We start from the raw sequence: 18,368 nt of genomic DNA on the forward strand, positions 1-18,368 counted from the left end.
AACTGCGTGTTATAATTGCGCGATGGAAACGATAAAGAAGCTTTACGAGCATAAGAAGAAAGTTTGTCATGACACAGAAATAAAGCCTGAGATGATTGAGGATTTTGTTGAAGAGGCCCTCAATATAATTTTACCAGGTTCTGTCAGAATGCAATTTCTTAATTATGAAGACTTTGAGTTGTATTTCAATCGTCATCTTATTAGTGCAGATCAAATTTTAAATCACTTAAAGCTCGAAACAGATGCTAGGGCAAAACTTATTGAAAGCTACAGTCTAGAATTATTAACACTTGCAAAGAAGATTGAAGTTGATGCGACAGCGCTCTTAGAAGGAGATCCAGCAGCAAAAAATATCTGTGAAGTTGTTCTATGCTATCCCGGACTCTTTGCCATTACCTCTTATCGATTGGCCCACTTCTTTTATGGAAAATCTTTAACAATCTTTCCTCGCATGATTGCAGAATACGCCCATAATAAAACAGGAATCGATATTCATCCTGGAGCTAAAATTGGGGAGTCATTCTTTATTGATCACGGAACAGGCGTTGTTATTGGGGAAACCGCAATCATCGGAAATCGTGTAAAGATTTATCAAGGGGTAACCCTCGGAGCTTTATCCGTCAGTAAGGAATTAGAGAATACGAAACGCCATCCTACAATTGAAGATGATTGCGTGATCTATGCACATGCAACAATTCTTGGAGGAAAGACGGTAATAGGTGAAGGCTCAACGATTGGTGGGAATGTTTGGCTAACACAAAGTGTGAAGAAAAAATCAATTGTTTATCATAAAAGCGAAGTTCACTTAGATGTGAAGGATCGACAATTTAGTACCGAGGAGCTTACCTATGAAATTTAATAATATTTTGGATACCGTTGGAAATACACCTCTCGTAAAAATCAATCGTCTCTTTCCCGAGGCCAATAAGAAAAATATTACAATCTATGCAAAGCTTGAACGTGCTAACCCTGGCGGCTCAATTAAGGATCGTATTGCAAAACGAATGATTGAAGATGCCCAAAAGAAAGGCTTAGTCAAAGAAGGAACAGTTATCGTTGAACCAACATCTGGGAATACTGGAGTAGGGCTGGCCATGGCCTGTGCAGTTCTTGGTTATCGACTTATCATCACAATGCCAGAGAGTATGAGCTTAGAGAGAAGGCGTTTGATGGCCCTATTTGGAGCTGAGCTTGTTCTTACTCCCAAAGAGAAGGGAATGAAGGGAGCAATAGAGAAGGCCCAGGAGATTTGTGAGCAAGAGTCTAACTCGTGGATGCCAATGCAATTTGATAACCCTTCAAATGTTGATGTACACCGAGATACAACAGCAAAGGAAATCTTAGAGGATATCGATGGAAAGATTGATTATCTTATAACTGGAGTTGGAACAGGTGGACATATCACTGGTGTTTCAGAGGTTTTAAAAGAGAAGTTTAGTGCTTTAAAAGTTATTGCGGTGGAACCAAGTGATTCACCAGTTCTATCGGGTGGTGATCCAGGACCTCACCCAATTCAAGGAATAGGTGCAGGTTTTGTTCCTAGTGTTCTTAATCGTGAGCTATTGGATGAAGTGGTCACAATAACAAAAGATGAAGCTTTTGAATTTGCTAGAAGTGCAGCACGTTTAGAAGGAATTCTTTTGGGGATTTCAAGTGGAGCGTCTTTAGCGGCGGTTGATAAGAAAATCAGTGAGATGCCAGAGGGCTCAACTGTGCTAACTTTTTGCTACGACACAGGTGAGCGCTATCTATCAACTGAAGGATTATTTTAATTTAAAGAATAGATTTTCGGCGTTGCTATTGGCAACGTCGATTAATTTTTGAGCATCTATTTCTTTATGAGTTGCAATGAAGTCTGCAACACAAGGAAGATAGAATGGGGCGTTCTCACGTCCTCTAAAAGGTACTGGAGTCAGATACGGAGAGTCTGTTTCAAGAAGCATCTGCTCAATAGGAACGATATCTAGGACATCGCGAACATTTCCAGCATTCTTAAAAGTCACAATTCCGTTAAATCCGATGTGAAACCCTTCGCTTAAACAAAACTCTGCAAGCTCGATTCCCGAAGTGAAAGAGTGGATGACGCCCTTTCTTTTAAGCGTTGTTGAGAAGTTCTTCAAGATGGCCTTTGTGTCTTCATCCGCTTCACGAGTATGAATAACAACTGGTAGATCATTATCACATGCAATTTGTAATTGTTTTTCAAAGGCCTCTTTTTGAATCGTAGGATCTGAAAACTCATAGTAGTAATCAAGTCCAATCTCTCCAACAGCAACAATCTTAGGGTTAGTTAAACTTTCTTCAATTTCTTGATAAGTTTCTTGTGTAATATGCTTGGCCTCATGAGGGTGTATCCCTTGAGTACCATAGACGATTTCATTGGCCGTGAGCTCTCTGACTTTTTTAAGATTGTCAGGAGAGACCGCAATTGTCACAACTTTATTAACACCATATTCTTGGCATTTTTCTAGAGTATCAATTAATTCTTGGCCTTTGAGGTAGTCGAGATGACAGTGGGTCTCGATCGGACCCACTGCATATTTAGGAATAATTCTTTCTTTTTTTTTACTCATTAGTTCTTAGCTTTATGTTCTTTTAGAAGGTGATCCATAATTGCAGTATAGTCACTTAATGGCCTTACACCTTCAATTTTTACACCATTAATTAGCTGAGTTGGTGTTGATTGTACATTAAAAGAATTGGCCTGAGCGATCATATCCACAACGGCCTGCTTTGTTTCTGGCTTTGCCATACACTCAGTTACTCCAAACTCTTTTCCTTTGTTGCTAATCCACTCAGCAGTTAGGCTTGATTGGTTCTCAAAAATTGCATCATGCACTGATTTAAATTTCTGAGGTCCAACACAGCTTGCAAGGTAAGCAGCTTCACAAGCTAGCTGGTGAAGAGGTCCGCTCATTCCAGCATTACAGTTGTGATCAAGTGGATAGAAGAAGTATTGAATATTGATTTTACCTTCGTACTTCTTTTCAATAGTTGGAAGAACTAGGTTAAGTGCATTACACGCTGGACACTGAAAGTCTGAGAAGACTGACATTTGAATTGGTGCATCTTTAAAATCCTCCGAAGAAGAAGCGAGACGGTAAGGTGAAGCTTTTTCTGGAGTTCCTAAGTTATTTAGATTCTTAAACATAGCAACGACTTGTGCATTTCTTGCAGTCGAGTTTTCAACTTTTGAATTTGTAAAACCATAGGCTACAGAACCACTAATAACCATAGAGATAGCAGCAGTTACAAAGAATTTCGCATCAAAATCACGATCTGCTTTGTACTGAAACATCATGGCCAGACCAAGCCAAGAAGCGACATAGTAAAGTGTACAGAATGGACATAGAGTTCCCAGCATTACTAAAGAATAGATAAATAGGATAAGACATCCAATACCGTTTAGGAGAAGTAGAAGAAATAAACTTCCTTCAGCTCTTTTACTATCAACCATATAAAAAAGCATTATCATGGCACCCATAACAATTCCAAAAATTGAAATAGGAACACCAGCAATATTTGATAGAGGTGAAAGAGTCGCAGCATCACATGTTAAGAATGAATTAATATTACATGCAGAGGCCGAACCAAAACCAACAGGGAATTTAACTTGGTAGTAGTGGTTTGTTAGATAAATAGAGAGGATAAACATTGCAAGACCTGCAACGAAGAATAAAACTCTCTTGTTAAAACTTAGGCGATTTAAAAAACTATCAGTCATATTTTAATTCCTTTTTAAAATATTATAATTTCTCTTAGTTGTTTGATTTCTTCTAAAGCTATTATAGTTGAGATTTGCAAATGTGCATATATTGGTAGATATGACATGTGCTTTTGGGAAATTATTTGAAATTTGTACCCTAATTTCCATCTCTAAGCTGAACGTTAACTTGCCTTCTATCACGGCAAAAGCTTGGGAGTTAGGAAAATTTTGTTTAAATTCTTCGCTAACCTCATAATTTACAGCACTTATGTGTGGACCAATCAGGATAATTTCAGGTTCAATCTTTTTAATTTCGTCGTTTAGGATAATTTGATCAGCTAGGCCACGCCAACCAGCATGGATATTTGCGACTCCTGATTTACCAATAATTACTATGGGTAAGCAATCAGCGGTCTTTATCGCTAGTGGGCGATCGAGCTGGAGCTCAGACGTTATTGCATCAGCTTCATTATCATTGGAAGCAGGAGCATTGACCACAATAGAGGAATGGATTTGCTTCACTTCATCAAATTCAAAATCAGGTCGATCATCATAAACTTCAAAGAGATAATCTGAAATTTTCTTTTGATAAAGTAGCTTTGCCAAATCTACTCCGATTCCGACTCAAGAAAGTCGAGGACTTCTTGAAAGATTGGTGGAGGTGGTTCTTCGAAATATAATTTTTCTTTCGTAATAGGGTGAGTGAAGCCAAGAATTTTTGCATGTAAAAAAGGATGCTCATAATCTTTGATAATGGCCCTAAGTCGGTTATCAACTCGTAAGAGATCATTCTTGGGCACACCATAAAGTGGGTCCATAAGAATAGGAGCATTGAGAAGCTGACTCAGGTGAACACGAATTTGATGAGTACGTCCTGTTTCAAGCTTAAGTTCAACATGGCTTAGATTTTGGTAATACTTTAGTACTTTATAATTAGTGATAGAGTTCTTGCCTGTGCGTACATTCACCGCCATTTTTAAACGATTATTTGGATGACGTCCGATAGTAGACTCTAATCTTCCTTCTGGAGCAAGCTTTGTGCTTACACTGATACATTCATAGTAGCGATCAATATCATGGGCCTGAAAGAGTTTTACAAGCTCTTCGTGACACTTTTGATTTTTTGCCACAACCATAACACCACTCGTTCCCTTATCAAGACGGTGAACAATCCCTGGACGCTTCTCATCGCCAACACCTTGAATGTCTTTACAGTGATGAAGGATTGCGTTGACAAGAGTTCCTGTGTAATTTCCTGGCGCAGGGTGAGTCACCATTCCAACAGGCTTTACGACAATAGCTAGATGCTCGTCTTCAAATAAAATCTTAAGTGGAATATTCTCTGCTTTTGCAGTGGACTCTCTTGGGGGAGGTATATCAACAAGAACTTCTGTACCTACGGCAGGCATTTTCTTTAGTTCAATTTTTACATTAGAAGTAATGGAGCCTTTTTTAAAAAGCTCCTTTAAGAAACTTCGTGATTGCTCAAGCTTACTAGCAAGGACTTGATCGAGTCGAGTAAACTCATCATGGTCTTCTTGGGTGATCTTAATAACAAACTTAGAATTTTGATCACTCATGACAATTTAATTGCCTTCCTTTAAAGCTTTAACTCTTTGAAGGTATGAGTTAGCTACTAGATCAGGGTTTAGCTTTAAGACTTTTGCATATTGGTAGACGAATCCTCTAACGTAAACGATTGCAGGCATCTTATCAACTTCTTCATTTTCAATATATTGTAAAAATGTTTTTGAAATCTTTGTCATATCAGACATGCGACTAACATCAACTTTTTTGTATTCGCGAACTTTCTTAAGGAATTCACCAGTGTACTCACTACATTGTTCAATTTCTTTTTCAAACTCCGCGTTCTGTTCATACTCTAGGCCGTAGCGTTTCTTGGCCACGAGACGATTCATCTGATTTGTCACTTTAATCGTATTTTCATCTTCAGGCTTTGTTGTTGCAACGTAATTTGTATCATCTTCAATAACAATTCCACGTGCTTGATTGTACTTTTTTCTCTTCGTTGGGTTGCTTAGAATATTATAAGCTTCCTCGATAAGCTCAAGTACTTTATGTGCCTCTTCTTCTGATAGGAGAGAATAAATGGCAAGACTGTCACCACTATATGCAGTTCTTGCTGCTGTATACGCTTTTTGAATCTCATCGGCCGAAGCATTAGGTGCAACTTCTAAAACCTCATAATAGTTCTTCTCTTTACTCATTTATTCCTCATTAAATTAATTAAACAATTTTCTTCGTTAGATTTAAAATACGATTGATAACGTGCTCAAAATTCTTTACAAGTGCTGAATTTGGGAACTCTAGAATGAGAGGTCTCTTTTTCTTTACACTTTGCCAAACCGTTGCATCGTATTCAAGAAATCCAACGTAATCTAAGTTGATACCGAAGTACTTCTTAGAAATGATTCTCATAGCAAAACCAATATCAATATCGGCCTGCGTTCTTGCCTGATTGATAACTAGTTTTGGAGTAATGGCCTCGATTTCTCTCTTTAATTTTAGGCCTTGTGCTTCATTGATTTGCATGGCCTTTTCAATAATTTCAGATGGAGTGCGGTTTTCACCAACTTTTCCATTTAGAACTTTCTCAATAAGTGGCCCTAGCTCTAAGAAGTCATCAACCGACTGAAGTTTGCGGTGGTAGATTGACTTGATAAAGCGATAAGTATTCTCAATTGAGGTTGGCTCAGGAAGAGTTACTAAGATACCTTGATCAGCTCCTAAGAAGAAATCTAAAGTATTATTAGTTGTTCCCGCTCCGAGGTCGAGAAGAATATAATCGGCATCTAATTCACGAAGATCATTTAAAACTTTTGATTTATGAGCGGCCTTAAGATTGGCCATTCCTAAATTATCCTGTGCCCCACTAATTAAGCTTAAATTCTTAAGAGGAGTAGGAGTGATTAGATCTGAAAGTTTTGTATTTGGTTTAGTGAAGTAGTCACTTAAAGTTTTCGATGGAACACTTACCCCAAGGCATGTGTGAAGGTTTGCACCTCCAAGGTCCATATCAATGGCAATTACCTTCATTCCCATTAGGGCAAGGCAAATCGATAAGTTTGACGTAACAAGACTTTTTCCTACGCCACCTTTTCCGCCACCAATGGCCCAAATTTTCTTGCCATTGTTTGATGCACCTAGATATTGGCCAGCATCTGCTAAATGTGAATTTGTACTATTATTCAAAATACGTCCTTGTATTACTTGCTTAACTTTCCATCATTATAGCCAAAATTAAAAAGCCTCGAAAAGGTCTTTATTTTATTTTTCTAAAATTATATATTGTTGTAATGGAAAGTATTTATAGATTCCCAAGTAAGTTTGAACCACACTTATTAAGAAAGTTAGTTCATGTTTTTGCAGGATTGGGAATTGCCTCAATTTATCTTCTGTCTAATCTTGATTCTCATAAGTTTTCAATAGTTGTTCTTGGAGCAAGTGCTTTATTTACACTAGTTGAAATTCTTCGCTTGAAGTTTGATGGAATTAATCAGGTATTCATTAACTCTTGTCGTGGGGTTCTAAGAGATACTGAGATTAATAGCTTTACAGGTACGCCTTTCTTTCTTCTAGGTATTGGACTTTCTTTCTTTTTCTTTGATGAACAAATTGCACTCTTAGCAACAATCATTCTTTCACTAGCAGACCCTGCATCTTCATTTGTGGGGATTCGTTATGGAAGAAGAAAAGTAATGCAAGATCGAACTTTTGAGGGATCGTATGCATGTTTTTTAACGACATTTTTAATTGTGGCAATATATGGGCTTATGTATTTTCCACTAAGCTTGAAAATTATTATCTTTGCTTTCTTTACAGCTATTGCAACGGCCTTTATTGAATTATTGTCTACTCGAGTAGATGATAACTTCACGCTTTCATTCTTTAGTGCATGTGCAATGGCCTTAATTAATATTCTTGTGGCCCTTGTTTAATTGGCCTGCTTTAGCTGAAGTTTTTCACTAACAAATTCTTCAAAGGCCTGTGCCACGATAGGGTCTTCATGAAAGATATGTTCATCTGTTATCAGAGAATTTAAAATTTTAATTTTATCATTGATATTATCTTGTTCTAAGAGAAGCTGTCTTATTTGACGGCTCTTGATAATAAAAGTGGCAACATAATTGATAATTTGATCGGGCTTATTAAGGGTTTCAATAAAGTAGTCGCGATCTTGATCATTTGGAATATTAATATCTAGCCAATTGTAGAGAATACTTTCAAGGCGATAGAATTCATCAATATTACTCATGACACATTCATCATCTTTTAAAATCGTTACATTATACATCGGGTAGGGGTTAGATTGCGTTGGGTAATTAACTTTGCACTTTCCTATACAACGTACCAACACCTTGAGTGTATTTCCATCCACTCTTTCAATCATAAGAGGTTGTCCAATACCAAAGACTTCACATGGGTATGCGAAGTAGGTTTCAAAATCTTTTTCCATGGCCAGAGATATCCCAACGGGATTTCCTGCACAAGTGGCCTCTTCAAAAATGTCTTGAAAAATATCATCGACAACATAAAGAGGGAGGGATGTTCCCGGGAAAAAAACTATATTGGGAAGAGTGATTACTGGAATTTCGATACGTTCAGGGAAGTTTAAAGTCATGCTTTATCATAGCTTTTATAGGCATTTGAAGCATATTAAACCTTATTAAAATAGGTAAATCTTCTTTGCTCATGCTGGAAAGTACGATAGCATAGCACTATGATTTTAAAGCAAATTCCACATTTAGTTACCACAGTATGGGGTGGCGAAAAGTTAAAGAAATATAAAGACCCTGAGGGTTCGATTGATGGCCCATTAGGTGAAACATGGGAAGTTTCAACTTTAGAAAATGGACTTTCTCTTTGTGAAAATGGCCAAAGCCTCGAAGAAGTTCTCGAAGGCAAGGTCCTTACTTATTTAATTAAATTTATCGACACGAGTAAGAACTTATCGATACAAGTTCACCCTGATAATGAATACGCTCATATCCACGAAGATGCTCTTGGAAAAGATGAGTGTTGGTATATTCTAGATGCTGATGATGATGCTGGAATTTATCTTGGCCTAAAAGAAGGGGTCACTAAAGATCGATTACAAGAGGCCATTGAAAGAGGTGAGAATGTTAATGAGCTTTTGAATTTCATTAATGTTCAAAAGGGAGACTTCTTTAATATTCCGGCCGGTTCAATTCATGCTATTGGTGAGGGAGTTACACTTGTAGAAGTTCAGCAAAACTCAGGTGTGACTTATCGTGTTTGGGATTGGAATCGCATGGGCCTTGACGGAAAGCCTCGTGAGCTCCATGTAAAGAAGGCCATGGATGTAATTAACTTCAAACCAAGTGCTAATGAGTTAGAGCATTTTCAATATAAGAACCTTGAAAAAAGCGGTTTGCTAACAAGTAATAACTACTTCAATGCAAGAGTAAAAGTACTTGGAGCAGGAGACGAAAGTGTCCTTTCTCTAAACGGAATTAGTTCGATTGTTGTTTTAGAAGGTACTTGTGAAATTGATGATACTGAAATTAAAGAGTATGAGTCGGCAGTGGTAAAGGATATTGAGTCCGCTATCTTGAAGGCAACAACGGACTCTAAGGTTTTAGTCGTTAAACAAGTTTAGATAATATTACAACTTAGTGGGTATGTTACTTCGTGCCCATTCTTAGTACGAATAGAGATATAAGTATTCATCTCATTTGAATTCGTCACATCATCAAAGTGAATTTGATATTTTTGGCCAGCAAGTTGGTAGTGCTTTGTTACTGAGTTTCCAACTTTGTGTGTGCGTCCAATTAGGGCCTGGGCAGGAGTACGACCTTCTACTTGAATCTGATTTCCCTTTAAATTGAATTCAATATTCTTGCGCATTGTAGAGCATTTAAAGTTAACAGAAGCCTGAGCTGATAGTGTGAATGCTAGCGAAAGTGCGATTAAGCTAAGTAGTTTCATATTCCCTCCAAGATTTAGACACTGTCTTAGGTGCAGGAATAATGCCAATTATTTAAATGTGATATCAGGGGTTTAGGTAGGGTTAGAAGGTAAAATAATTTTGCAATTGTCTAATTTTTATTCGAAATCCTTGAGGTAGTACTCTGCTAGATCCTCATCTGAGACTTCTTCTTTTAAATCCTGCTTTCTAAGTTCGAGAGGAATACTACTTGAATCATCATCAGCTTTCTCATTGAACCCAAATGGGCAATGAAGGCAGCCGCTCTCACAGCAGTAACCACGACGTAGATGAAACTCTTTTGTGAAGACAGTATTACCATCTTCATTTATATAGAAATCTTTTTTTGAATCGTCGTGAGAGTTAGTCATAGGCTCTAAATAAGTAAGGCCCCTAATTCAGGGGGCCTAAAGTGTGTGTGGTGTTTTGCAAAACGGTCACTCTTATATCTAATAAAATTTATTACATCAAGGAAATTTTCAAATACATTCACTATAATGCAACACGCATACAGATTGCGTATTGTAAGTAGCTAAAAATTAAAATACAATAAAATCTAGACTAAATTTATTAATGGTAACAAATGGAGCTGTCCTGTGACTAAACCTTGGCTTAAGCACTACCAAAATGGTGTTGCTGAAGAAATTAATCCTGAATTATATCCTTCAATTCCAGCATTATTAGATGAAAGCTTTGCAAAATTTGCTGATAAGCCATCTTTCCACTGTATGGGAAAGACTCTAACTTATAAAGAAATCGATCATCTTTCTAAGAAGTTTGCTTCTTATTTACAAAATGATCTAGGGCTTAAAAAAGGTGACCGTGTCGCAATCATGATGCCTAATATTCTTCAGTATCCAGTTGCTCTTTTTGGAATTCTTCGTGCTGGTATGGTTTGTGTAAACGTAAACCCACTTTATACAGCAAGAGAACTTGAGCATCAGTTAACTGATTCACAGTCTAAAGTAATTATTATTTTTGAAAACTCGGCTTCTGTTCTTGCTGAAGTTGTAAAGAACACACCAATTGAGCACGTTCTAGTAACTCAGATTGGTGATATGCTTAAGTTTCCAAAGTCACTACTTGTAAACTTTGTTATTAAGCACGTTAAGAAGATGGTACCAAATTGGGATCTTCCTGGAGCAAAGTCTTTCCTTGAGGCCCTTGATAAAGGCGATGAGTCTAAATTTAAGAAACCTGAAATTAATAGTTCTGATCTAGCATTCCTTCAGTACACAGGTGGAACGACTGGTGTTTCTAAAGGTGCAGAGCTTATTCACAGAAATATCGTGGCCAACTTACTACAAGCAGGTGAGTGGGTTTCTCCAGTTGTTAAAGAAGGTGAAGAGATTATTATCACTCCTCTTCCGCTGTATCATATCTTCTCACTAACAGCGAACTGCTTTACGTTCTCTAAAATTGGAGCGCTAAATGTTCTAATTACTAACCCAAGAGATATTCCTGGATTCATTAAAGAACTTAAGAAGTGGGACTTTACTGCCCTTACAGGTGTTAACACTCTCTTTAATGGACTTTTAAATAACGAAGATTTTAAAACTGTTGATTTCTCATCACTAAAACTAACTCTTGGTGGTGGGATGGCCGTTCAACGTGCCGTTGCTGAAAGATGGAAAGAAGTTACAAAAACACCATTAATTGAAGCATATGGTTTAACTGAAACATCTCCTGCCGCTTGTATCAATCCACTAGATCTTAAAGATTACAATGGAATGATCGGTCTTCCTGTTTCTTCAACAGATGTTTGTATTAAAGACGACGATGGAAATACATTAAATGCAGGTGAAGTTGGTGAGATCTGTATTAAAGGTCCACAGGTAATGAAAGGTTACTGGGGACGTCCTGAAGAAACTGCAAAAGTTATGACTGAAGATGGATTCTTCAAGTCTGGTGATATCGGTGTTATGGATGAAGATGGCTTCTTTAAAATCGTTGACCGTAAAAAAGATATGATCCTTGTTTCAGGATTCAATGTTTATCCAAACGAAATCGAAGAGATTATTGTAACTCACCCTAAAGTTTTTGAATGTGCTGCTGTTGGTGTACCACATGAGAAGTCGGGTGAGATTGTAAAACTATTTGTTGTTAAAAATGATCAGTCCCTAACAGAAGAAGAATTGATGGCCTTCTGCAAAGAGAACCTAACAGGTTATAAGAGACCGAAGATTATTGAATTTAGAACAGAACTTCCTAAGTCAAATGTTGGGAAGATTCTAAGAAAAGATCTAAGAGGCCAGTAACCTCATGAAAATAAAAAGGGAGCTAGTAAGCTCCCTTTTTTTATTCTATAACTTTAAATTTTTTAATTGTTTAATTGTATCTTGATTATAAAGATTAATTCTCAACGTCGAATAAGCAGCGTCTTTCACAACTGCATCCACATACTCTTTCTTAGTCGCACCAGTTAGAGCATCTGTCATATCTTTCGGATGCTTAACTTTCTTAAAAGCCGCTGGATTTAATCCAATAAGAAGATGAAGACGATTGATATCATCGTCAGTCATTGGTTTGTGAAATTTCTTTGTAAGCCCAACTTTTGACTTAAGCTTTAGAAATTCATAATTCGTATTGTAGAAAAGAGTGAAGACAACTGGAAGGCATGCACTATCACAGCCTGTTGTTGTATCCACGTCACGGATAAAGCCAAGCTTCTTTCCATCTTTGTCATAAGCAATTTGAATCGTTGTATTGATTGGATTGTCACTAATCGTATCGACAACACTCACTTTCTTAAGCTTTGTGGCCCTAGGAAAGACCGATTGGTAGAAATTAATATTATTTGCAAAAGAAAAAGAGAATGATAAAAATAAAATAAAAACTATCTTAAACATAGGCATCCCCAATGAGATTTTTATTACTAGCGTTAATTCTACTTCATTCTATGACTTTTGCGCAAAAAGTGCAACGAGACGTGAAAGCAACGTCTGGACTTGATGATAAGCAATTTGTCATTGTGCCGGGCCCATCATATATGCCAAGTACTAAGCTTGGGCTTGATTTAATTGGAATGTATCTCTTTGATGCAAATGACGGAAAGTACAAGGACAGCTTAAGGCCAGTACCACCTTCAATAATTGGTGCATTTGGAAAGATTACAACAAATGGAACGGCCATGGGTGCTATTGGTGCTAAGCTTCACTTAGGTGAAGATAAGTGGCGACTAACAGGTGGGTATCTTGAAGGAAATATTCTAAGTCAGATGTTTCAAGCTGACCTTGAACGCTTTCTTGATACTTCAAATAAAATTCGAGCTGTTGTCGTTAACGTTAATCGAAGAGTGTGGAAGGATTTATTTATTGGTGGAGGGATTATTTGGAATGAGGTTATTTTTAAGGCCGATATAAACCCTGCAAATTATGCGAGCAATACTGGATTAAAATTTAATCTTTTTTACGATAGTCGCGACAATACCTTTTCACCAACAAGTGGATTCTATTTAAATACGCGTACAAATTTCTATCGTGAGAATCTTGGTGGAGATGACAATATTACAACTCTTGAGGCGACGCTATCGCAGTATATTTCGCTTGCTGGAAATTCTAATCATCTCTTTTCTTGGCTCTTTGATTCAAGTTTCAATCTTGGTGATACGAACCCAAACTATAATTATAACTACGGCTCACGTGGCCCTCGCGGATACACTGGCAAAGTTTATGAGGGTGCGAATATGATCCGTTTTGAAGGTGAGTATAAGCATTATTTTGAATCCATTATGAATGGAAAATTTGGCGTTGCTGGTTTTGCGGGGGTAGGATTTGTCTTTGGGGGAGAATCACGAGTTGGAAATGAAATTCCATCAGATCTTTTTGAAGCAGACCCATTAGCTCATATTGGAACAGGAATTCGCTACAAGGTTCTTCCTAAGCAAAACCTTAATTCCCGTGTAGACATCGCCTACGGTCGAGAAAAAGAATTTACGATGTACTTTGCCTTGAATGAAGCCATTTGATCAAATCACATGAAGTAGACACTATGTTCACTTTTTAGACACCATGTAATACTGTAAGTGCATGAAATTATTGTTGTTTTGTACCTGTTAGTTGGCACTGTGATTGCAGTATATAGGGCATGAAACTTAAAAAGCTAATCTCATTCATTATTATTTCTCTATGTTCATTCCAAATGGCGTTTGCTCAGACGATCGAAAATACAAGATCTGTGGCAAGTGTTTATGACCTGGCCGAAACTCTGGCAGAGCTAAAAGAGATTAAGAAGAATCTTCGTGGTAGCGTTTCAAGCGATCTATCTGAAGAAGAAATGGCGCAAATTGCACAAGGCTTTCAAGCTCAAAGCGCTCAAGAGTCACAAGGTGAAGCTGAGTTTCAAACTGAATTCATTACATTTCTTGATTCAATTAAGAAGAACTCATGTGGTGTAAAAGATTACCAAGAAGAGCAAAAACAAGTAGAAGCAAAGAAAGTTACAAGAGGAGATAATCTATTCTCAAGTATTGCTGCAGTTATTGCTGAAGTTGAAGTTGATGAAAAACTAAATCGTAAACAAAATAGAAAAATCGATACTTATTCGGCCCAAGCTCTAAAGTTCTTTTCAAGAGCGAAGTCACTAAAGACTAAGATTGAAGATATTATCAATAATACAAATGAAGCTTATGCAGATAAAGAAGAGCTACTTCTTACTTACAATGATTCTATCGTTAAGGGCCTATATGACATTAAGGTAATTCTATCTCCATTTAGAAATATGTCGGCCATTAATATGAATGAGATTCTACCTAAGCTTACGACAGACTTCATTGAAGAGGATACAGAGCTATACAACTTTCTGATTCACGGTGAAATGAAGGATAAGATTTTCTTTACTGTAGATATTGATGGAAGTGATGTTGAGTTAAAGCTTAATACATTCCTAAACTCTAAAAGAGATGTTGTTACAATTAATGAATCACCAAGTGCAAAGAACTACTTACGTGCTCTTAGAATCCTTACGATTCAAATGATGGCAACTCAAATTAAAAATTATGACCTAATGATCGAGTCTAAAGAAGATAAGATCGTTATTCCAAAAAGTTGTCGTAGTGAAGTTAATGGTTCATGGCCACACCTTTTAGAACTTAAGGTTGATGAGTCTGTTGCAAAAACATACTTAGATAACCTTATTAAGAACTCAGGGCTTTCATATGATGAAGGTAATCTAGAGCTTATGAGTGTTAGGGAAGCTGAGGAGCTAAACCCTCTAGCTGAGACAATGGTTGCTTCTACTTCAGTTGAAAACTTCCTAAGAGCGGCAAAAGGTAAGGAAGGAACTAATTTTTACCAAAAATTTCTAAAGGCTGGCTTTGACGAAGTTAATGCATATAATAAATTTGTTGATATGAAGATGGGTGAAGTTGCTCAGGCGTATAAGAAAAATATCTATTCTTATGAGAGAGGATCAAGAACAAGAAAGTCTAAAGAGGTAACGACTAAGGATATCGCTCTTATTAATGATATCATTGCTGTTGTTCCAGAATCAAAAACAATTGAAGTTGATATTTATGAAGGTGATCAGAAGTATGTTGAAAATATTTATCCTTCAGCAATTAATGCTTCTCCATACCTTGCATCAAAAATGGCCCAGGCCAGAACTGAGAACTTAGAAGATATTATTAGTGACTCAATCAAAAATGAACTTAAGAAGAATAGAGTTGTTATTGAATTTCCATCTTTATACTCTCAAGAAGCTTACCGTAACTGGGGACTTAATACTCTTTATCAGAAGGCGCTAGAGCTTCAAGATGAAGAAGAGTTTAAAGTAGGTTCACGTCATAATAATATGCTATTCGGTTTTTGTTATAGAAACCCAGCTCAGCTTTGTAAGGGACTATCAAGAAAATCAAATGTTCTTAACAGAGTTGTAAGTTATATCGATTCTTTAAAGATTGATGGAAAATTTATTCCTGTTGCTCGTCTGGATCAAGCAAAGGTTAAGGAGAGTTATGTAACTCTTGCAAAGGTATTTGATTACCTAAGAACAGGACCAAAAGCTTTTCCTGAGCTAGTAACAAATGAGTACGATTATTTATTAGATCAAATGCAGGCGCTAAACCCTCTAGCAAAAGTGAGACTAGGTTATCTTGTCGCTCGTGAGGAGCTTCAAAATATTAGAGATGGTCGAGTTAAGACATATAAGAAAACTTCTCGTGGAATGAGAGTTGATTATAGCTATAAGTGTTTTAATAACAACATGAATGCTTACCTTGAGAATCTTGAAGAAGCCGCAGAGATCCTTAAAGTGAACCGTAGTATCAGACCTAACTTTCTAACTAGTGAGTTAAAGAAAGATGAGTATAAGAGACTATGGAATACAATCTTTGATGAGTTTAACAAAGATACGACTCAAATTATGACAGCAGAGCTTAACTCAGGAAAGAAAGCGTTTGAACTAATCGATTCTTTATCGAATAAGGTAACTTTAGAGCGTAATCAAATTGAAGATGCTGCAAATGAAACAATTGAAGGGCGCCTACTGTATCAAACAACAGAAGATATTAGTGCTCGTCTACAAGAAGAAGATGTTGAAAAAATCGCTTTTTATAAAGAGATCTTAGCAGCTAAGTCACATACAGAAAGAGCGGAAATCTTTGATTCTCGTCCAGGTAGTATTGATATCTTTGATGACTATGAATTAGTGCATAACTTTTTAAAGCTAAATATGGATCTTAAGACTCCAGTATATAAAGAGATTTTAAAGAGATCAGCTCTTAAGCGTCAGCAAGATACTTATAAGAAGATGAATAAATTTTGCCAAATTGATGAAGACGATATTGATAGTCTTAAAGAGAACTTTTATGCAACAGTTAAAATTCAAGACCAGCTTAATCAGCTTCTTGGAATTCCTGCTGTTCCAAAAGAGTTAATGGACAGAATGGATGATTGGAATAGCGATGAAAAGTGGGCCATGTTTAATGGTGTATTTGGATTCCTACTTGGTATGGGAGCTGTTCTAGCTGCTGGTTCATGTACAATCGTTACTGGTGGACTATGTGGACTAGCTATCGCTGGTGCTGGTGCCGTCGGATTTGGTATGCAAGCAAATGCAATTCGCTTAGAAACAAAAGTAAAGTTTCGTGCTGATAGAAGTGAAGAATATGTAGGTGAAATGGCCGATCTTGGCTTCACTGATTCAAACTCTACTGAGAATGTTGCAAGAGGGTGGATGGCCGTGGCATTTGAAGTTATTGGAACAATCTCAATGATTTCAATCCTGACAAGAAGTGTTTCAGTTGGTTCAAAAATCTTCAAAGAATCACTGAAGGCCATTGTAAAGAATCGTTCACAACTAGGAATTAAAGAAGCATTAAAACAATCTGGAAAAGATGCTTCTGTTATCGTTAATGAATCAGAAGTTGAATTTGCAAAACTAGTTCTAGGACTTAAAAAATATAGTGATGTATTTAAGAAAATGCTTTCTTCTAAGTCGATGGATGATATCGCTGAGAATTTAAGAAACCTAGATTTAGATGAAGAGTTCGTTGAGAAAACTCTTAAGAAAATGGATCGTATTGAAGCTAATTATACAGCTGGAAAGCTATCTCAGACGAGTTATAACAAAGCAATTAAGAATATTGTTGCAAGTGTTGAAGAAGCAATCACTCGCTCACATGGTGGAATCTATCGTTATACAAGTGATGTTGCTGTTAACTTAAATTACTCTCAAGTAGATGAGGCCCTTGGAAATACTGTTTCAAAACTTTTTAATGGTAGCCCACTAGAGCTAAGACACTATATGGGAAGCTATGTGAAGAGGCTTAATGCTTCTAAACTAAGCAACTCTTCAAAAGCTGCACGCTCAAAACTAAGAGTGAGAAAAGCAGACCAGGGTCAATATATGACTGGGACAAACTGGATTGTTCGTGCTTGGAATGAGAATACTGCAAACCTTGCTAAGAACCGTCGTCAGTTCCTTAAGATCTATGATGAACTACAAAGACTTCCTGAAGCAGAATTAGCTGATTATATTGCTAAGAATGCAGATGTATTAACTGAGATTTTTGTGAAGATTCCTCTAAGAAAGAGAGACTTCCCTTATATGCTAATTCAAGGTGCTCCTCACACTGGTGGGTTCTTTGGAAAAAGACTTCCTGTGATCTCAGCTGTTGGAGAAGGTGTATTAATGAGAAAGATCTTTACTGCACGTGCAAGACTGATCTCTGAAGTTGCTCGTCGCTCAGCTCGTGAGACTCTTGGAATGAAGAAAGTTCTTATGGCCGAGACTGTAGGTGATCTATACCGTGGACTTGAAGTATCTGTTCTTGAGGCACTTCCAAAGATGACTAAAAAAGAAGTTACAGAAGTTGAAACGATGATTGCGACAGTAAAAGAGAAGGCAATTTCAGGTATTATTAGAAATTTAGAAAGTGATCGCGCTACTGTTAAGTTTATGAATAAGTACGGTGTAAGCTTTGATGGCCTTACTCCTGATCAAACATTTTCAGAGCTAAATAGAATTCTTTATTCTCCAAATGGAACTATTGAGAACACTTTATCTCGCTACCTATGGGCAAGTGCTGATGTTGAAGGACTATTTAAGGCACCTGAGTTTTCGGGACTAGCTTATAAAGTTATGAGAGATACAATTGAAAAAGAAAATATTGGAAGCTTACAACGCTACCTAAATGCTCTCAAAGTTCTACAAATTAAGGACAATGGAACACTTGGTAGCGTCGAAATTTTTTAG

17 protein-coding genes are annotated in these 18,368 nt (G+C 37.0%); 7 read left to right on the forward strand and 10 right to left on the reverse strand.

Features of this window, described 5'->3' with window-relative positions; all coding sequences use genetic code 11:
- Nucleotides 1-22 precede the first annotated feature (22 nt).
- Nucleotides 23-859: a serine O-acetyltransferase EpsC gene (gene epsC / locus ABMA78_RS07555; RefSeq protein WP_392858579.1), complete on the forward strand. Its 837-nt coding sequence runs from the start codon at nucleotides 23-25 to the stop codon at nucleotides 857-859.
- On the forward strand, nucleotides 849-1,772 hold the full coding sequence (cysK, locus tag ABMA78_RS07560; RefSeq protein WP_392858580.1) for a cysteine synthase A: 924 nt from the start codon (nucleotides 849-851) through the stop codon (nucleotides 1,770-1,772). Before epsC ends, cysK begins: the two co-directional genes overlap by 11 nt.
- Here the strand turns inward: cysK and ABMA78_RS07565 are convergent.
- The 6 genes from ABMA78_RS07565 to ABMA78_RS07590 are packed head-to-tail and all read right to left on the reverse strand — an operon-like array spanning nucleotide 1,764 to nucleotide 6,919.
- Nucleotides 1,764-2,573, reverse strand: a complete 810-nt coding sequence (locus tag ABMA78_RS07565; RefSeq protein WP_392858582.1) for a TatD family hydrolase — start codon at nucleotides 2,571-2,573, stop codon at nucleotides 1,764-1,766. The two genes, cysK and ABMA78_RS07565, sit on opposite strands and share 9 nt — an antisense overlap.
- Complete coding sequence (locus tag ABMA78_RS07570; protein WP_392858584.1) at nucleotides 2,573-3,724, reverse strand: thioredoxin domain-containing protein; 1,152 nt, start codon at nucleotides 3,722-3,724, stop codon at nucleotides 2,573-2,575. The genes ABMA78_RS07565 and ABMA78_RS07570 overlap by 1 nt, the downstream gene beginning before the upstream one ends.
- A 3-nt stretch (nucleotides 3,725-3,727) precedes the next feature.
- Nucleotides 3,728-4,312: a polyphenol oxidase family protein gene (locus tag ABMA78_RS07575; protein WP_392858586.1), complete on the reverse strand. Its 585-nt coding sequence runs from the start codon at nucleotides 4,310-4,312 to the stop codon at nucleotides 3,728-3,730.
- A gap of 2 nt (nucleotides 4,313-4,314) precedes the next feature.
- Nucleotides 4,315-5,286, reverse strand: a complete 972-nt coding sequence (locus tag ABMA78_RS07580; RefSeq protein WP_392858587.1) for an RluA family pseudouridine synthase — start codon at nucleotides 5,284-5,286, stop codon at nucleotides 4,315-4,317.
- A 6-nt stretch (nucleotides 5,287-5,292) separates the two neighbouring features.
- Nucleotides 5,293-5,934 carry a helix-turn-helix domain-containing protein gene (locus ABMA78_RS07585; RefSeq protein WP_392858589.1) on the reverse strand — a complete coding sequence of 214 codons (642 nt, stop codon included), beginning with the start codon at nucleotides 5,932-5,934 and terminating at the stop codon, nucleotides 5,293-5,295.
- A gap of 19 nt (nucleotides 5,935-5,953) precedes the next feature.
- Nucleotides 5,954-6,919, reverse strand: a complete 966-nt coding sequence (locus tag ABMA78_RS07590; RefSeq protein WP_392858590.1) for a P-loop NTPase — start codon at nucleotides 6,917-6,919, stop codon at nucleotides 5,954-5,956.
- Nucleotides 6,920-7,023: 104 nt separating this feature from the next.
- On the opposite strand from ABMA78_RS07590, the gene ABMA78_RS07595 reads away from it, so the two are divergent.
- Nucleotides 7,024-7,665, forward strand: coding sequence for a diacylglycerol/polyprenol kinase family protein (locus tag ABMA78_RS07595; protein ID WP_392858591.1), 642 nt, complete (start codon nucleotides 7,024-7,026; stop codon nucleotides 7,663-7,665).
- On the opposite strand, the gene ABMA78_RS07600 is transcribed toward ABMA78_RS07595, so the two are convergent.
- A complete protein-coding gene (locus ABMA78_RS07600) occupies nucleotides 7,662-8,348 on the reverse strand; it encodes an LON peptidase substrate-binding domain-containing protein (protein ID WP_392858592.1) in 687 nt (228 codons plus the stop codon). The genes ABMA78_RS07595 and ABMA78_RS07600 overlap by 4 nt on opposite strands.
- A 99-nt stretch (nucleotides 8,349-8,447) precedes the next feature.
- Here ABMA78_RS07600 and ABMA78_RS07605 point away from each other — a divergent pair, with 99 nt between their 5' ends.
- Nucleotides 8,448-9,347, forward strand: coding sequence for a type I phosphomannose isomerase catalytic subunit (locus ABMA78_RS07605; protein ID WP_392858594.1), 900 nt, complete (start codon nucleotides 8,448-8,450; stop codon nucleotides 9,345-9,347).
- Here the strand turns inward: ABMA78_RS07605 and ABMA78_RS07610 are convergent.
- Both ABMA78_RS07610 and ABMA78_RS07615 read right to left on the reverse strand, forming a co-directional pair.
- Nucleotides 9,344-9,676 (reverse strand): hypothetical protein, encoded by a 333-nt coding sequence (locus tag ABMA78_RS07610; RefSeq protein ID WP_392858596.1) that lies wholly within the window; start codon nucleotides 9,674-9,676, stop codon nucleotides 9,344-9,346. The two genes, ABMA78_RS07605 and ABMA78_RS07610, sit on opposite strands and share 4 nt — an antisense overlap.
- A 117-nt stretch (nucleotides 9,677-9,793) precedes the next feature.
- Nucleotides 9,794-10,045, reverse strand: a complete 252-nt coding sequence (locus tag ABMA78_RS07615; protein WP_392858597.1) for a DUF5522 domain-containing protein — start codon at nucleotides 10,043-10,045, stop codon at nucleotides 9,794-9,796.
- Between the two features lie 225 nt (nucleotides 10,046-10,270).
- Here ABMA78_RS07615 and ABMA78_RS07620 point away from each other — a divergent pair, with 225 nt between their 5' ends.
- Nucleotides 10,271-11,932, forward strand: a complete 1,662-nt coding sequence (locus tag ABMA78_RS07620; RefSeq protein ID WP_392858600.1) for a long-chain-fatty-acid--CoA ligase — start codon at nucleotides 10,271-10,273, stop codon at nucleotides 11,930-11,932.
- A gap of 45 nt (nucleotides 11,933-11,977) precedes the next feature.
- Here ABMA78_RS07620 and ABMA78_RS07625 read toward each other — a convergent pair whose 3' ends face one another.
- Nucleotides 11,978-12,523 (reverse strand): hypothetical protein, encoded by a 546-nt coding sequence (locus tag ABMA78_RS07625; RefSeq protein WP_392858602.1) that lies wholly within the window; start codon nucleotides 12,521-12,523, stop codon nucleotides 11,978-11,980.
- An 11-nt stretch (nucleotides 12,524-12,534) separates the two neighbouring features.
- Between ABMA78_RS07625 and ABMA78_RS07630 the strand changes: the two genes are divergently transcribed.
- Both ABMA78_RS07630 and ABMA78_RS07635 read left to right on the forward strand, forming a co-directional pair.
- Nucleotides 12,535-13,641, forward strand: a complete 1,107-nt coding sequence (locus tag ABMA78_RS07630; protein WP_392858603.1) for a BamA/TamA family outer membrane protein — start codon at nucleotides 12,535-12,537, stop codon at nucleotides 13,639-13,641.
- A gap of 119 nt (nucleotides 13,642-13,760) precedes the next feature.
- Complete coding sequence (locus tag ABMA78_RS07635) at nucleotides 13,761-18,368, forward strand: hypothetical protein (protein ID WP_392858606.1); 4,608 nt, start codon at nucleotides 13,761-13,763, stop codon at nucleotides 18,366-18,368.

It is taken from the genome of Halobacteriovorax sp. RZ-2, from assembly GCF_043196685.1.
Taxonomy (GTDB): domain Bacteria; phylum Bdellovibrionota; class Bacteriovoracia; order Bacteriovoracales; family Bacteriovoracaceae; genus Halobacteriovorax_A.

What these genes read in the sequence shown, in the direction of transcription:
- epsC (WP_392858579.1), top strand. Translation starts at nt 23, where the DNA reads ATGGAAACGATAAAGAAGCTTTACGAGCATAAGAAGAAAGTTTGTCAT.
- cysK (WP_392858580.1), top strand. Translation starts at nt 849, where the DNA reads ATGAAATTTAATAATATTTTGGATACCGTTGGAAATACACCTCTCGTA.
- ABMA78_RS07565 (WP_392858582.1), bottom strand. Translation starts at nt 2,573, where the DNA reads ATGAGTAAAAAAAAAGAAAGAATTATTCCTAAATATGCAGTGGGTCCG.
- ABMA78_RS07570 (WP_392858584.1), bottom strand. Translation starts at nt 3,724, where the DNA reads ATGACTGATAGTTTTTTAAATCGCCTAAGTTTTAACAAGAGAGTTTTA.
- ABMA78_RS07580 (WP_392858587.1), bottom strand. Translation starts at nt 5,286, where the DNA reads ATGAGTGATCAAAATTCTAAGTTTGTTATTAAGATCACCCAAGAAGAC.
- ABMA78_RS07585 (WP_392858589.1), bottom strand. Translation starts at nt 5,934, where the DNA reads ATGAGTAAAGAGAAGAACTATTATGAGGTTTTAGAAGTTGCACCTAAT.
- ABMA78_RS07595 (WP_392858591.1), top strand. Translation starts at nt 7,024, where the DNA reads ATGGAAAGTATTTATAGATTCCCAAGTAAGTTTGAACCACACTTATTA.
- ABMA78_RS07600 (WP_392858592.1), bottom strand. Translation starts at nt 8,348, where the DNA reads ATGACTTTAAACTTCCCTGAACGTATCGAAATTCCAGTAATCACTCTT.
- ABMA78_RS07605 (WP_392858594.1), top strand. Translation starts at nt 8,448, where the DNA reads ATGATTTTAAAGCAAATTCCACATTTAGTTACCACAGTATGGGGTGGC.
- ABMA78_RS07610 (WP_392858596.1), bottom strand. Translation starts at nt 9,676, where the DNA reads ATGAAACTACTTAGCTTAATCGCACTTTCGCTAGCATTCACACTATCA.
- ABMA78_RS07615 (WP_392858597.1), bottom strand. Translation starts at nt 10,045, where the DNA reads ATGACTAACTCTCACGACGATTCAAAAAAAGATTTCTATATAAATGAA.
- ABMA78_RS07625 (WP_392858602.1), bottom strand. Translation starts at nt 12,523, where the DNA reads ATGTTTAAGATAGTTTTTATTTTATTTTTATCATTCTCTTTTTCTTTT.
- ABMA78_RS07630 (WP_392858603.1), top strand. Translation starts at nt 12,535, where the DNA reads ATGAGATTTTTATTACTAGCGTTAATTCTACTTCATTCTATGACTTTT.
- ABMA78_RS07635 (WP_392858606.1), top strand. Translation starts at nt 13,761, where the DNA reads ATGAAACTTAAAAAGCTAATCTCATTCATTATTATTTCTCTATGTTCA.